We start from the raw sequence: 13,243 nt of genomic DNA, 5'->3' as shown, positions 1-13,243 counted from the left end.
CTCACTCGGGCGTCGGCGAGGTGGCGTCCGGCGCCGCCGCGTCGGTCTCCCAGGCGTCGCCGAGTTCCCACACGTCGAGTGACTCGACGACCGCCTCGCCACCCTCGGCTTCGAGCGAGACGCCGTCGCTGTCGGCGCGCGTCGGGTAGATACGGCTCGTGAGACACCGACGCTCCTCGGCGAACACCTCGACGACGGAGCCATCGACGAACACGCGGAGGGAGAGCGTCTCCTCGACGTCGACCGGCATCCGTTGCTCGTCGCGCGTCGTCTCGACGTCGAGACTCGACGCGGAGCGGTCGACGACGAGTTCGCCTGCATCGGCGTCGTAGCGGACGGGTGTCCGTTCCTCCCCGTCGGGGGACTCGCGGACGACGAGCGCGAACGACGCCGCGTCCGTGACGTCGACCGTCAGGTCGAGTTCGAGCGCCGTCCCCGAGACGTCGAGTGCGGTCTCCCCGTCCACGACGAGGTCCGTCCGCGCGGTGTGTTCGCCCCGCAGGTCGCGCACTTCGGGTGCGGGTCGCTGGCGGAGCGTCCCGTCCTCGACGGCGAGTTCGCGCGGGAGCGAGAGCGCGCCCGACCACCCGGCGTCCCACTGTGCGCGCTCCGAGCGCGCCTCGGGGAGCCACCCGAAGGTGAGTTCGCGGCCCGACTCGGTGGTCATCGACTGCGGCGCGTAGAAGTCGCCGTAGTCGAGGAGGTCCCGTTCGTCGACGTGGAAGCGGCCGTCGGAGAGGTCACCGAGGAAGTAGAGGACGTCCGCGTAGTTCGAGACGTGGAGCAACTGGGTCTCCCCGAGGTCGAGCAGTTCGGGACACTCCCACATCGCGCCGGCACCCTCCCACGCGCCGGTCAGGATGGGACCGAGGTAGGTCCACTCCTGGAGGTCACGCGAGCGGTAGAGCAAGACAGTCCCCCCTACCTCCGAGATACCCGAGCCGATGACCTGGTACCAGAACTCTCCGTCCTTCCAGACGCAGTGGTCGCGGAACTCCGCGTGCCACTCCTCGGAGGCGAGCACGTCGATCTCGACCGGGACCTCCTCGATGACTGGGTTCGCCGGGTCCTTCGTCCACGTCCGGAGCGAGTCGTCGTCGGCGGTCGCGAGACACGGGAGTTGACGGCCGCCACGCCCACCCGTGTAGACGAACGTGGGCGTCCCGTCGTCGACGACGGTACACCCCGACCAGCAGCCGTCGCGGTCCGGGCCGTCCGGGTCCGGCGAGAGGGCGATCGGTTCGTCCTCCCAGTGGACGAGGTCGTCGCTCACCGCGTGGCCCCAGTGGATCGTCCCGTGGAACGGACCCGCCGGATTGTACTGGTAGAAGACGTGGTAGCGGCCGTTCCACTCGACGAGACCGTTGGGGTCGTTGAGCCAGTTGGCGGGCGGCGTGAGGTGGTAGCGCGGGCGGTTGTGGTCGTCGATGCGTCCGCGGAGCGAGCGCAGTTCGTCGCCAGTGGCCGGTCGGTCGGTGACGGATTCGGGCCGTTCCCCGAGCGTCTGGAGGACGTTCTCGACGACGCGGTGGCGGGCGCGCTCGCAGACCTCGTCGGTCGGTTCGTGGAAGGCGAGTGCGTCGCCGACGCCGACGACCGCGCTGGCTCCCCAGTCCCACCCGACGGCGTGTTTCTGCGGGTAGAGGTCGTCGTCGCCGCGCAGTCCACAGGCCAGGATCTCACCGCGGGCGGGGAGGACGTCCTCGTACCGGGCGAAGGGTTGGGTGACACCGGCGCCGCGAGTGTGGACGCGGCGGGTGTCGAACCCCTCGAACAGCGGGTGGTCGTCGTGGACGGTCTTCCAGAGGAGCCCCTCCGGGTCGGTGACGCCGTCGGTCCCCGTCGCGTCCGGCGGGACGTCGTCGACGCCGAGCGTGTCGACGGCCGCGAGGGCGTGCAACGAGAGGAACAACCCCGTCCCCTCGTCGGCGGCCGTTCGGAACGCCTCGGCGCAGTCGGCGAGCCAGTCGGCTCCGTCGAGTGGAGTGTCGCGGTGCCACCAGAGCGCGTCGAACGACCCGAGGTCGGCCGTCCCCGTCGCGACGTCGTCGAAGGACACCGTCGACGCGCCGGGGAACGTCTCCCGACACCAGTCGTAAGCGACACGCTGCTCGCTGGTGGGTTCGCCCCGACGGAGACAACCGACGTGCATGAAGTTCTCGTCTCGAACGTGGTGGGAATCCGTAATGATAGTTTCGGACCGTGCGCCGGCCGATATCCGCACCCATCGCACTCTGTTACTCGGGGAAGAGTTCCTCTTCGCGCTCGATGCCTTCGATGGTCGCGACGTCCTCGTCGTCGAGGTCCACGTCGCGGGCGTCGAGGTTCGCGCGCTGGTGGACCTCGCTCGCGGCCTTCGGGATGACGGCGACGTTGGGCTTGCCGAGCAACCACGCGAGGGTCACCTGCGCGGGCGTCGCGTCGTGTTTCTCGGCCACCTCGCGAATCTCGGGGAGGTCGCCGACCCGCCCGCCCGCGAGCGGCGAGTAAGCGACCAGCCAGTAGCCGTGACGCTGGGCGTGGGCGAGCAACTCCTGGCGGTAGAAGAGCGGGTGGAACTCGGTCTGGTGGGCGAACAGCGGGGCGTCGAGGCGGTCCATCGCGACGTCGAGTTCGGCCACTTCGAAGTTGGAGACGCCGACGTGGCGGATCTTCCCTTCCTCGTTGAGTTCGTCGAACGCGGCGAGGGTCTCCTCGGGGTCGTACGCCTCGATGGGGCGGTGGACGTAGAGGAGGTCCGCCGTCGCGACGCCGAGGCGGTCGAGACTCCGGCGGGTGGAGGCGAGGACGTCGTCGTAGCCGAGTTCGTCGGCCCACACCTTCGTCGCGACGAACACGTCCTCGCGCGGGACCGACGACGCGGCGAGTCCGTCGCCGACCACCGCCTCGTTGCCGTATATCTGGGCGGTGTCGAGGTGCCGGTAGCCGAGGTCGAGTGCGCGCGAGATGTCGTCGGGGTCCTCGATACCCATCGTGCCGAGTCCGAGTCGTGGGAGGGTCTCGCCGTCGGTGGCGTCCGCCGCTTCGTCCATGCGTGAGTCGTCGGCGGACGGCCCCTTAGCGGTTCGCTTATCCCCACGAGCGCGTACGCGTCACTATGGAGAAAGTCGCACTCGACGACGCCTTCGCGCAGTTCGAGGAGACGTGGTCGCCCCGCGTCCTCACCGAGTTGAACGGCCAGCACGTCAAGGCCGCCCGCCTCGACGGCGAGTTCGTCTGGCACGCCCACGAAGACGCCGACGAACTCTTCTACGTGCTCGACGGGGACCTCACCGTCGAGTTCCGCGAGGGCGAACACGACGACGTCCGTCTGGGCGACGGCGAACTCCTCACCGTCCCCGCGGGCGTCGAGCACCGCCCGGTCGCCCACGAGGAGACGAAGGTCCTCCTCTTCGAACCGGCGGGGACGCTCAACACGGGCGACGCCGACGAGAGCGAGCGGACGGTCGCGGAACCCGAGCAACTGGAGTGACTACTCCTCGCCGTCGGCAGTCCACTTCTCGGGGTCGTGGTCGGACTTCCACTCACCGAGTTCCCGCGGGTCGACGTGGACGAACACGTCGTCGACCTCCGGCAACTCGCGGATGCGCTGGACGATCTCGCTCTCGATCTCGTGGGCCTCGTCGAGCGTCATGTCGCCCTCGACCTCGATGTGGAGACTGACGTCGACTTCGGGACCGACGTAGTGGGCGACGACGTCGTGGGCACCGTGGACTTCCGGGTGTGAGAGTGCGCGTTCGTGGATCTCCTCGCGGAGTTCTTCGGGCGGGGCCGACCCGACGAGGTAGTCGACGTTGTCGCGGACGATCTCGTAGCCGGTGTAGAGGACGCCCAGCGAGACGACGGCCGCGGCGAGGGGGTCGAGAATCGGGTAGCCCGCGGCCGTCCCGAGGACGCCGACGAGCGCGGCGGCCGCGGTGAGGATGTCGTTGCGGTTGTCGAGGGCGGTCGCGACGACGGCCGGGGAGTTGTGTTCTTCGCCGACGCGCAGACAGTAGCGGTAGAGTCCGTACTTCGCGCCTGCGGTGGTGAGGAGGACGCCCACTGCCGGAAGCCCGACGGTCACGCCGGTCGGCCCGGCGAGAATCTCGGTCGTCGCCCGCCAGAGGATGGCGATTCCCGCGCCGAGGACGCCGACCGCGACGAACAGGCCGACGAACGGTTCGATGCGTTCGTGGCCGTGTGGGTGTTCGAAGTCCGGCGGTTGCGTCGTGAGGTAGAGACCCGCGAGGACGATGAGGCTGTAGACGCTGTCCGCGAGGCTGTTGACGGCTTCGGACCCGACCGCGAGGCTGTCGGTGTACCACCAGACGGTGCCCTTCGCGACGAAGAGCGCGACGTTGGCGGCGAGGAGGACGAAACTCACCCGGCGGACGGCGCCGCGACGTTGCACGTCCGCTTCTCGGGCGGACGGGACCAAGGAAGTTTCTCTTGGCTAGTCGAGTTCGACGGCCGCGTCCTCGGCCGGGACGGTCGCGCCGTCCAGCGCGGCGAACGCCTCGTGCAGGCGGTCGTAACTGTCGTCGAGGCCCTCGACGATGACCTTCGTGTCGGAGACGACCGGCATGAAGTTCGTGTCGCCCGACCAGCGCGGGACGACGTGGGTGTGGACGTGGTCCTCGATGGACCCGCCGCTCGCGCCGCCACCGAGGTTCATCCCGGTGTTGAACGCGTCAGGGTTCGACGCCGCCTCTAGCGCGTCGAGTGTCTGCTGTTTGAGTCTCGCGTGCGCGAGTAGCGTCTCGTCGTCGAGGGCGGTGTAGTCGCCGCCGTGCTCGTCGGGGATGACCATGACGTGGCCGGGGTTGTACGGCGCGTTGTTCAACAGGACGTAGGCGCGGTCGTTGCGCGCGACGACACGGGCCGCACGGTCGTCGCCGTGCTCGGGGAGTTCACAGAAGACGCACTCGTCGACGTCGGGGTTCTTCTCCTCGCGTTCGACCCACTCGATCCGCCACGGCGCGAACACCTGGTCCATACCCCGCCGTAGGCCGGATTCGGGAGGAAACCTTTCGGTTCGCGACGACCCTCGAACGCGAGGCGAGGTCCGATAAGTGTGTTCGCCCGCGCGTGTGAGACTGTCCGAAAGCCAGTGAACGGTGTGAACGGTCTGTACCAAGGACGAGGTTTTTGTGTACGGAGTGTGTTCGTGAATACGAGGGTGGTTCCGATGGCGAGTAAAACTCCACACTCCGACGGTATGACCGAACTGTGCGAGAACTGTGGGCAGGAGACGGCGCACTCCGTTTCCGTCGAACTCAAAACGGAGAGTTCGAAGTCCGAGAACTCCGAGTTCTCGCGCGAGCCCTACCGCGTGACCGAGTGTCGGTCCTGCGGTACGGAAACCAGTCAGCGGATGAACAACGCGTAACGCCAGACTGGCGGTCCGATTTCCCCCCACTTCGTTATTTCCTACACCTCCCAGCGGCCGCGCCGTCCGCGGTTCAGCGCTCGGTCGTGATCTCGCAGCCGTCCTCGGTGACGACGACGGTGTGTTCGGCCTGGCTCACGAGCGTTCCCTCGTCCTCTTTGAGCACCGGGTAGCTCCGGAGGACGCCGGCCATCTCTAGGCGCCGGATGGCCATCTCCGCACGCGGGGCGTCGACCCAGCGGGCGGCGAACGGGAGACCGTCGAAGTTCTCCTCGATCTCTTCGAGTACCTCGCGGACCTGCTTCTGCCGGACGCGGCCCTCCTCGACGACCTCGTAGATCTCGGTCTTGGCCCCTTCCGTCACCTTCCCGGTGCCGGTCGTCGCGAACGGTTCGATGGCGAGGACGTCGCCGGCCTGGAGTTCGACGCCGGTGTCGACGGCGCGGTTGGGCACGTTCGGGCCGACGTGGGCGTCGTAGTGGTCGAGACCGTGTCCGGTGAGGTTGACGATGGGGTTGTAGCCGTAGGCCTCGATGACGTCCTGCACTTCCGCGCCGACCTCGCCGGTGTGGACGCCCGCCTCGACGACGTCGAGGGCGGCGTCGAGGGCCTCCTCGGCCGCCTCGACGAGTTCGGGCGTGTCAGTCAGGTCGACCGTGGTCGCGGCGTCCGCGATGTAGCCGTCGACGTGGACGCCGACGTCCAGACACACCATGTCCTCGCCGAACTCGGTGTCGTCGTCCGCGCCGGGGGACGCGTGACTCGCCTCCTCGTTCACGCTGATGTTGACGGGGAAGGCCGGTTCGCCGCCGAGTTCCTCGATACGGTTCTCCGCGAACTCCGCGACGTCGAGGTGTTTCGCGCCCACTTCGACTCTCTCCTCCGCTTCGTCCATCACCTGCGCGAGGATGTCCCCGGCTTCCTGGTACTTCTCGTACTCCTCGGAGCCGAGTTCGACGGTGTCGGTCATACCCCGACGTTCGCGGGTGGTAGAAATAGGGTTTGTGTCCTGCCGTCGCCGGAGCGCCACGGCCGTCCGCCCACCGGCCCGGCCGCCCGGCCGCCCGTCAGTCGCTCAGTCTCGCTGGGGTCGGAACGCCCGGAGCGTGTCGTTGCCCTCCTCGTGGACGGCCACCTGCTCCCACCCGCGCGTGGTGAAGACGTGCTCCCAGTTCCGGTAGAACAGCGGCAGGCCCTCGTCGACGTAGTTCACGTCGTACTCGCCGGGTTCACGCTCGTCGTCGCCCTCGATCTCGACGGTGAGGAGCCGTTCGCCGGCGACGCGGGCGATCTCGTCGAACACCCACTCCGCCTCCGGGTCGAGGTGCTGGAGAACCTCGACGGCGAACACGGCGTCGAACTCGTCGTCCGCGAAGTCGGTGACTACCTCCTCGATGGGTGCGACGGTGACGTCCGCGGCGGCGGCGGTGTCGGGGTAGACGTCGGCCATCACGTCCACGGCCTCCGCGTTGACCTCGACACCGGCGAGGTCGGTGTAGCCGTGGTCGTGGAGGTGCGCGAGGTGCCGTCCCGAACTACAGCCGAGTTCGAGGACGGACGCGTCGTGTCCGACCGCGCCGTCGAGGTCCTCGCGAATCCACTCGCTCGCCTCGTTGGGGCCGTAGTAGGCGTAGTAACGGGGAGAGTACTCGCCCGACCGGTTCGCCCACTGCCGGCGCGCGTCGGTAGAATCCACTTCGTCGAAGGACGGCCCCACGACGGAAAAGACCACCGTCGGTCGTGTAGGCGACTCTCACTCGGAAGGGTTATCAGTGTCCGTCGACTCGTTGAAGTATGGCGAAAGGGAAGGTCGACTTCTTCAACGACGAGAAAGGCTACGGTTTCATCGACACGGACGAGGAAGAGGAGGACGTTTTCTTCCACATGGAGGACGTCGGCGGTCCCGACCTCGAAGAAGGTCAGGAGGTCGAGTTCGACATCGAGCAGGCCGACAAGGGCCCGCGCGCGAAGAACGTCACCCGCCTGTAATACGGCACTCCACCTGACGTACGAACCACTAACTTCTCCCGTTTTTCACACCGCGTAGCGACGGCGCTCCGCGTACGCCGACGCCGATAACGATACGCCGACGTCGAGACCATTACTCCGACGCCGAGACGCTCGTCTGCATCGCCTCCGAGTTGTACGCCCACCTTTTTCGGTCTCGCTCCGCTCGACCGAAAAACCTGGAGGGAAAACCGCTACTCCGACGCCGAGACGCTCGTCTGCATCGCCTCCGAGTTGTACGCCTCGCCCGCGTTCCCGTCGCGGTCGAGGACGACGACGCCAGCGGATTCCCCGGTGAGTTCGGCGAACTCCTCGATGGACCGCTCGGCCGCGGCCTGGGCGTCGAGACCATCCTCGAGGTACCGGACGGCCCGTCGAGTGAGTGTACTCTTCGCGATGGCCTCGCCCGCGCCCGTCGCGGAGGCGGCCCCCGCCGGCGCGGCGTAGAACCCCGAACCGATCTGCGGCACGTCACCGACGCGTCCGCGGAGCGCGAGCCACCGCCCACCGGTCGAGGTGGCAGCGGCGAAGTCGTCCCCGTCGAACGCGACGGCGCCGACGGTGTCGTGGTCGCGGGGGTCGGGTGACCCACCGAAGCGCTCGCGGACCCACTCGGCGTGGTCCTTCGCGCTCCCCTCGGGCCGAGTTTCGAGGTCCTCCCACCGCTCGCGAGTGTCGTCCGTCCAGAGGTCGACTCCCGTCTCGACGCCGTAGTCCGCCGCCAAATCGACCGCGTGGACGCCGTCGACGAGGACGTGTGGCGTCTCGTCCATCACGACGCGGGCGACGTCGACGGCGTGTTCGACGCCCGGCATCGACGCCGCGGCACCGGCCTCGCGGTCGCTGGTCATCAGTCCCGCGTCCGTGCGAATCACGCCGTCGGACTGGACCGCACTCCCGACGCCCGCGTTGAACCGCTCGTCGGATTCGAGGACGTTCACGGCCGCGACGACTGCGTCGACGACGTCCGTCTCGTCGGTGCCGGCACTGGCCGCCTCGTCGAGTGTCTCCCGTCTCTGCTCCGGTTCGTCTGGTGCGCTCCCCGCGCCGCCGTGGACGACGACCTTCATGCTGGACAGTCGCCGGTCGGCGAGCAAGAAGGTGGGGGAAACGGTCGTCGCACCGACCGACTGACGACAACCGTCGAACCTCGATTTCGACCGAATGGTTGCCTCACGGGCCGAAACAGCAGTCCTTTTAGGGGTCTGTCCTGATTTTCCGGACGACTATGAGCTACGAGAAGGTCGACGTCCCCGAAGACGGGGAGAAGGTTACGTACGACAAGGAGGCCGACGAACTGCAGGTACCCGACAACCCCATCGTCCCCATCATCTACGGGGACGGCATCGGGAAGGACGTCGCACCCGTCGCACAGAAGGTCCTCGAGAAGGCCGCCGAGGCCACGGGCCGCAACATCGAGTGGATGCGCGTCTTCGCCGGCGAGAGCGCCCGCGAGAAGTACGACGAGAACCTGCCCGACGACACCGTCGACGCCCTCCGCGAGTTCCGCGTCTCCATCAAGGGCCCGCTCACGACGCCCGTCGGCGCCGGCTTCCGCTCGCTGAACGTCGCGCTCCGCAAGAAACTCGACCTCTACACGAACATGCGCCCGACCTACTACCTCGACGGCGTCCCCTCCCCGGTCAAGAACCCCGAGGAGATGGACATGGTCAACTTCCGTGAGAACACGGAGGACGTCTACGCCGGCATCGAGTGGGAGGCCGGCACCGACGAGGTCGAGCAGGTCCGCGAGTTCGTCGAGGACGAGATGGGCTACGACTCCACCATCCACGACGGTCCCGTCGGCATCGGCGTCAAGCCCATCACCGAGTTCGGCACCAAGCGCCTCGTCCGCAAGGCCATCAACTACGCCATCGAGAACGACCGCGACTCCGTCACCCTCGTCCACAAGGGCAACATCATGAAGTTCACCGAGGGTGCCTTCCGCGACTGGGGCTACGAACTCGCCGAGGAGGAGTTCCCCGAGCAGACCATCGACGAGGACACCCTCTGGGAGGAGTACGACGGCGAAGCCCCCGAGGACAAGGTCGTCGTCAAGGACCGCATCGCCGACAACATGCTCCAGCAGCTCCTCACCCGCACGCCGAACTACGACGTGCTGGCGATGCCCAACCTCAACGGCGACTACCTCTCCGACGCCGCGGGCGCCCAGATCGGCGGTCTCGGCATCGCGCCCGGCGCCAACATCGGCGACGGTCGCTTCCTCGCAGAGCCGGTCCACGGCTCCGCGCCGAAGCACGCCGGTAAGGACAAGGCCAACCCGAGCGCCATGATCCTCTCCGGGAAGATCATGCTCGAACACCTCGGCTGGGAGGACGCCGCACAACTCGTCCACGACGCCGTCGAGCAGCAGATTTCCTCGAAGCGCGTCACCTACGACCTCGAACGGCAGGTCGAGGGCGGCGAGAAGCTCGCGGCCTCCGAGTACGCCGACGAGATCTGCGAGCGCATCGACGAACTCGCGTAACTCCGACTCTCTCTCTTCTTCTTTCGACGCGCCACGTCCCGGCAGCGACGGCCACTCCCACGCCGCCACATCTTTCTTGGCACGTACGGGCCTACGCTCGACTATGGGAGACGACATCTTCGAGAACATCCCCGGTGCCGAGGAGGACCTCGCGCGGGCCGAACAACAACTCAGCGTCCGAATCGAGAAACGAACCTACGACAAACCCGTGACGATCGTCGAGGGGTTCGACCCCGACGCCGTCGACGTCCAGGAGATCGGGACGCGACTGAAGAAGAAACTCGGTGCCGGCGGCACCGTCAAAGACACCGCGGTCGAGGTACAGGGCGACCACGAGGAGCGCGCGAAAGTGCTCCTCCGCGAGATGGGGTTCAACGTCGAGGACTGAGCCGACTACTCGACGCGGGCGTCGCGGAACTCCGGGGCGGGACCGGTTCGGCCGGAGTCGGTCTCGACGTCCGTCGCGGTCGACGCCACGGACCACCCGAGGAGCAGTCCACAGGCGACGCCGAGGGCGCCGACGACGGGACCGACGAGCAGGAACGCTGCGAGTCCGACGACGACGGCCGGTGCGAGCGCAGTGGCAACGGGGTTCACACCGAAACAGTACGCGCGGACGCAGATAAGTTGTGTGGTACTCGGCCGCACGGCGAGCGCGCCGCGTCAGGTCTCGATACGGCCGAGCGTGTCGCCCCGCCGGAAGTCCTCGTTCTCGGCGACCGTCCGTTCGGTGAGTGTCCCGCTCGCGGGCGCGGGGACGTCGACGCTGACTTTCTCGATCTGGATCTCGCAGACCGTCTCGCCCTCCTCGACCGTGGTCCCCTCGCGAACGAACCAGTTCGAGAGAACGGCTTCCTCGACGTCGTCGGCGTCGTCTGGCCACACAGCGGCCGAGTCGACGTCGACCATCATCGGACGGACTCGACGGCCGCCACGATGTCGCTCACCTGCGGGTTCACCTCGTCCTCCATCGGCCGGGCGTAGGGGATGGGCACGTCCGGGACGGCGACCCGCTCGACCGCCTCCAGCGAGTCGAGGGCGTTCTCGACGACGCGAGCCGTCACCTCGCCCGTCAGCCCGAACGACTGGTAGTCCTCGTCCACGACGACGAGACGACCGGTCTTCTCGACCGACTCGACGACCGTCTCCGTGTCGAACGGGACGAGCGTCCGCAGGTCGACGACTTCCACGTCGACGTCGCCGGCCAGTTCCTCGGCCGCCTCCATCGCCCGGTGGACGTGCAGGCCGAGTGTGACGACGGTGACGTCCGACCCCTCGCGTTTCACGTCGGCCTCGCCGAGCGGGATGGTGTAGTCGTCCTCGGGGACGGCGGTCTTCGGCCCCTCCGGGGCGGGCAGCCACCCGAGACCCATCAGTCGCTTGTGGAACATGTAGACGACGGGGTCGTCGTCGCGGATGGCGGTGTGCATCAGCCCCTTCGCGTCGTACGCGGTCGAGGGGACGACCACCTTCATCCCCGGCAGGTGGGCGAACAGCCCGTAGAGGGTCTGTGAGTGCTGGGCGGCGTCGTTGTACGTCCCGCCGACCGCGGTGGTGAGCACCATCGGGACGTTGACCGCACCGCCAGACATGTAGGTGTTCTTCGCCATCTGGTTGTACACCTGGTCGAGACAGACGCCGACGAAGTCGGCGAACATGATCTCGGCGATGGGGCGCATCCCCTGCTGGGCGGCGCCGACCGCCGCACCGACGAACCCCGTCTCGCTGATGGGGACGTCCATCACCCGCTCGCGGCCGAACTCGTCGAGGAGCCCCTCGGTGGAGTCGAAGATACCGCCGTAGTCCGCGACGTCCTCGCCCATGTAGAACACCTCCTCGTCCGCGCGCATCTCGCTGGCGACGGCGTCGACCATCGCTCGACGCATCGTGAGTTCGCGCTCCGGTTCGGTCGCCACGGGGTCCGAGTCGCTCTTCGCCATCAGTCGTCACCTCCGGTGGCCGCGGCGGTCGCGTCGTCGACGAACACGTCCTCGTAGGCCTCCTCGGGGTCGGGTTCGGGTTGCTCCTTGGCCCAGTCGATGGCCTCCTCGACGCGCGCCTCGGCGTCTGCGCGAATCTCGTCGAGTTCGGTCTCGTCGACGCCTCGATCGCGGAGGTCGTCGGCGAGGCGCTCGATAGAGTCGCGGCGCTCGGCCGCCTCTTTGTCCTCCTCGGGGCGGTAGGCCTCGGCGTCGCCCATGAAGTGGCCCATCCGTCGGTGGACCTGCACGTCGAGGAGCGTCGGGCCGTTGCCGTCGCGGGCGCGGCCGACGGCCTCGCGGGCGGCCTCGTACACCGCGACGGCGTCGTCGTGGTCGACGCGGACGCCCGGCATGTCGAAGCCCTCGGCCCGCTGGGCGGAGACCTCGACGTCCGTCACCCGCTCCTGGGGCATGCTGATGGCCCAGTCGTTGTCCTCGACGACGAACACGACCGGGAGGTTCTGGACGGCCGCGAGGTTCAGCGACTCAAGGAAGCCGCCCTGGTCGACGGCCCCCTCGCCGAGGAAGGCGACGGCGACGCTGTCCTCGCCGCGCTTCTGCGCGGCCATCGCCGCACCGACTGCGGGCGGACACCCCTCCGCGATGATGCCGCTGCACGCGAAGTTCACGTCGGGGTCGAAGAGGTGCATGTGCCCGCCCTTCCCCTTGCAGAGACCGGTCCGTCGCCCGAATATCTCGGCGGTCATCCGCTCCAGGTCGACCCCCTTCGCGATGGCGACGTGGTGGGGTCGATGCGGTGCCGTCACCGTGTCGTCGTCGCGGAGGTGGGCACAGACGCCGGCGGCCGCGGCCTCTTGCCCGGCGGCGAGGTGGAGTTCGCCCGGAATCGGCCCGGCCGAGATGTCGAACGCCGGCTGTTTCCCCTCCAGGTACTCCTCCTGGAGCCGTTCCTCGTAGTACCGTGCGGTCACCATCTCCTCGTACATCGACCGAAGTGTGTTCACACCTACCATGGCAGACGCAAATCTTGCTGCCACCACGATAAATCTTCGCGGGCGGTGGAGAGAAGGAGACGTCGCTACTCCTGCCAGGCCGGGTTCTCGCGTGGCGGCGCGAAGATGTCGACGCCGCGAACCGGGTCGTCGCCGAGGTTGCGCGCGGCGTGTGGTTCGTCGCCGGGAATCGTGTAGGACTCGCCCGCCGTGACGACGTGTTCGGTCTCCTCGCCCTCCTCGCCGACGAGGAAGGTGAGCTCCCCCTCGTAGATGAACCCGGTCTGCTCGTGGGGGTGTTCGTGCGTCGGGACTTCGGCGTCGGGTTGGATGTGGAAGTGCTGGACGCTCATCTGCTCGCCGACGGCGAGTTGTGCGAGGTAGACGCCGTCGACGGCCTCGACGACGTCCTGTGCGGAGAGGTCGACTGTCTGCATAGTCG

The 13,243-nt window shown here is 67.9% G+C and carries 17 protein-coding genes; 5 read left to right on the top strand and 12 right to left on the bottom strand.

Annotated elements, in window-relative coordinates; translation table 11 throughout:
- Window position 1 precedes the first annotated feature (1 nt).
- Both P0Y33_RS15145 and P0Y33_RS15140 read right to left on the bottom strand, forming a co-directional pair.
- Entirely contained in the window at window positions 2–2,152 is a 2,151-nt protein-coding gene (locus tag P0Y33_RS15145) for a GH32 C-terminal domain-containing protein (RefSeq protein WP_279528219.1), read from the bottom strand.
- An 85-nt stretch (window positions 2,153–2,237) separates the two neighbouring features.
- On the bottom strand, window positions 2,238–3,032 hold the full coding sequence (locus tag P0Y33_RS15140; RefSeq protein WP_279528218.1) for an aldo/keto reductase: 795 nt from the start codon (window positions 3,030–3,032) through the stop codon (window positions 2,238–2,240).
- A 65-nt stretch (window positions 3,033–3,097) separates the two neighbouring features.
- Between P0Y33_RS15140 and P0Y33_RS15135 the strand changes: the two genes are divergently transcribed.
- On the top strand, window positions 3,098–3,472 hold the full coding sequence (locus tag P0Y33_RS15135; RefSeq protein WP_279528217.1) for a cupin domain-containing protein: 375 nt from the start codon (window positions 3,098–3,100) through the stop codon (window positions 3,470–3,472).
- Here the strand turns inward: P0Y33_RS15135 and P0Y33_RS15130 are convergent, their stop codons facing one another.
- Together P0Y33_RS15130 and P0Y33_RS15125 are read right to left on the bottom strand one after the other, a co-directional pair.
- Complete coding sequence (locus P0Y33_RS15130) at window positions 3,473–4,393, bottom strand: cation diffusion facilitator family transporter (RefSeq protein WP_279528216.1); 921 nt, start codon at window positions 4,391–4,393, stop codon at window positions 3,473–3,475.
- A gap of 42 nt (window positions 4,394–4,435) precedes the next feature.
- Window positions 4,436–4,978, bottom strand: coding sequence for an HIT family protein (locus P0Y33_RS15125; RefSeq protein ID WP_279528215.1), 543 nt, complete (start codon window positions 4,976–4,978; stop codon window positions 4,436–4,438).
- A gap of 192 nt (window positions 4,979–5,170) precedes the next feature.
- Between P0Y33_RS15125 and P0Y33_RS19025 the strand changes: the two genes are divergently transcribed.
- Window positions 5,171–5,371: a DUF7835 family putative zinc beta-ribbon protein gene (locus tag P0Y33_RS19025; RefSeq protein ID WP_328518017.1), complete on the top strand. Its 201-nt coding sequence runs from the start codon at window positions 5,171–5,173 to the stop codon at window positions 5,369–5,371.
- Between the two features lie 73 nt (window positions 5,372–5,444).
- On the opposite strand, the gene map is transcribed toward P0Y33_RS19025, so the two are convergent.
- Both map and P0Y33_RS15115 read right to left on the bottom strand, forming a co-directional pair.
- Entirely contained in the window at window positions 5,445–6,341 is an 897-nt protein-coding gene (map, locus tag P0Y33_RS15120) for a type II methionyl aminopeptidase (protein ID WP_279528214.1), read from the bottom strand.
- A 105-nt stretch (window positions 6,342–6,446) separates the two neighbouring features.
- Window positions 6,447–7,067, bottom strand: coding sequence for a class I SAM-dependent methyltransferase (locus P0Y33_RS15115; RefSeq protein ID WP_279528213.1), 621 nt, complete (start codon window positions 7,065–7,067; stop codon window positions 6,447–6,449).
- A 98-nt stretch (window positions 7,068–7,165) separates the two neighbouring features.
- Between P0Y33_RS15115 and P0Y33_RS15110 the strand changes: the two genes are divergently transcribed.
- Window positions 7,166–7,360, top strand: coding sequence for a cold-shock protein (locus tag P0Y33_RS15110; protein WP_279528212.1), 195 nt, complete (start codon window positions 7,166–7,168; stop codon window positions 7,358–7,360).
- Window positions 7,361–7,572: 212 nt separating this feature from the next.
- On the opposite strand, the gene P0Y33_RS15105 is transcribed toward P0Y33_RS15110, so the two are convergent.
- Window positions 7,573–8,448 (bottom strand): isoaspartyl peptidase/L-asparaginase, encoded by an 876-nt coding sequence (locus P0Y33_RS15105; protein ID WP_279528211.1) that lies wholly within the window; start codon window positions 8,446–8,448, stop codon window positions 7,573–7,575.
- Window positions 8,449–8,606: 158 nt separating this feature from the next.
- Here P0Y33_RS15105 and icd point away from each other — a divergent pair, with 158 nt between their 5' ends.
- Complete coding sequence (gene icd / locus P0Y33_RS15100) at window positions 8,607–9,866, top strand: isocitrate dehydrogenase (NADP(+)) (RefSeq protein ID WP_279528210.1); 1,260 nt, start codon at window positions 8,607–8,609, stop codon at window positions 9,864–9,866.
- Window positions 9,867–9,969: 103 nt separating this feature from the next.
- Window positions 9,970–10,254, top strand: a complete 285-nt coding sequence (locus P0Y33_RS15095; RefSeq protein ID WP_279528209.1) for an SUI1 family translation initiation factor — start codon at window positions 9,970–9,972, stop codon at window positions 10,252–10,254.
- Between the two features lie 5 nt (window positions 10,255–10,259).
- Here P0Y33_RS15095 and P0Y33_RS15090 read toward each other — a convergent pair whose 3' ends face one another.
- From P0Y33_RS15090 to P0Y33_RS15070, 5 genes are all read right to left on the bottom strand, one after another.
- Entirely contained in the window at window positions 10,260–10,463 is a 204-nt protein-coding gene (locus P0Y33_RS15090; protein WP_279528208.1) for a hypothetical protein, read from the bottom strand.
- Window positions 10,464–10,529: 66 nt separating this feature from the next.
- A complete protein-coding gene (locus tag P0Y33_RS15085) occupies window positions 10,530–10,775 on the bottom strand; it encodes a lipoyl domain-containing protein (RefSeq protein WP_382218369.1) in 246 nt (81 codons plus the stop codon).
- Entirely contained in the window at window positions 10,775–11,806 is a 1,032-nt protein-coding gene (locus P0Y33_RS15080; protein ID WP_279528206.1) for an alpha-ketoacid dehydrogenase subunit beta, read from the bottom strand. The genes P0Y33_RS15085 and P0Y33_RS15080 overlap by 1 nt, the downstream gene beginning before the upstream one ends.
- A complete protein-coding gene (locus P0Y33_RS15075; RefSeq protein WP_321170512.1) occupies window positions 11,806–12,795 on the bottom strand; it encodes a thiamine pyrophosphate-dependent dehydrogenase E1 component subunit alpha in 990 nt (329 codons plus the stop codon). The genes P0Y33_RS15080 and P0Y33_RS15075 overlap by 1 nt, the downstream gene beginning before the upstream one ends.
- 92 nt (window positions 12,796–12,887) lie before the next feature.
- Window positions 12,888–13,238: a cupin domain-containing protein gene (locus P0Y33_RS15070; RefSeq protein WP_279528204.1), complete on the bottom strand. Its 351-nt coding sequence runs from the start codon at window positions 13,236–13,238 to the stop codon at window positions 12,888–12,890.
- Between the last annotated feature and the right edge of the window lie 5 nt (window positions 13,239–13,243).

Source organism: Halospeciosus flavus, from assembly GCF_029814175.1.
Taxonomy (GTDB): Archaea; Halobacteriota; Halobacteria; order Halobacteriales; family Halobacteriaceae; genus Halospeciosus; species Halospeciosus flavus.
This window is presented reverse-complemented; position numbering and strand designations above follow the sequence as displayed.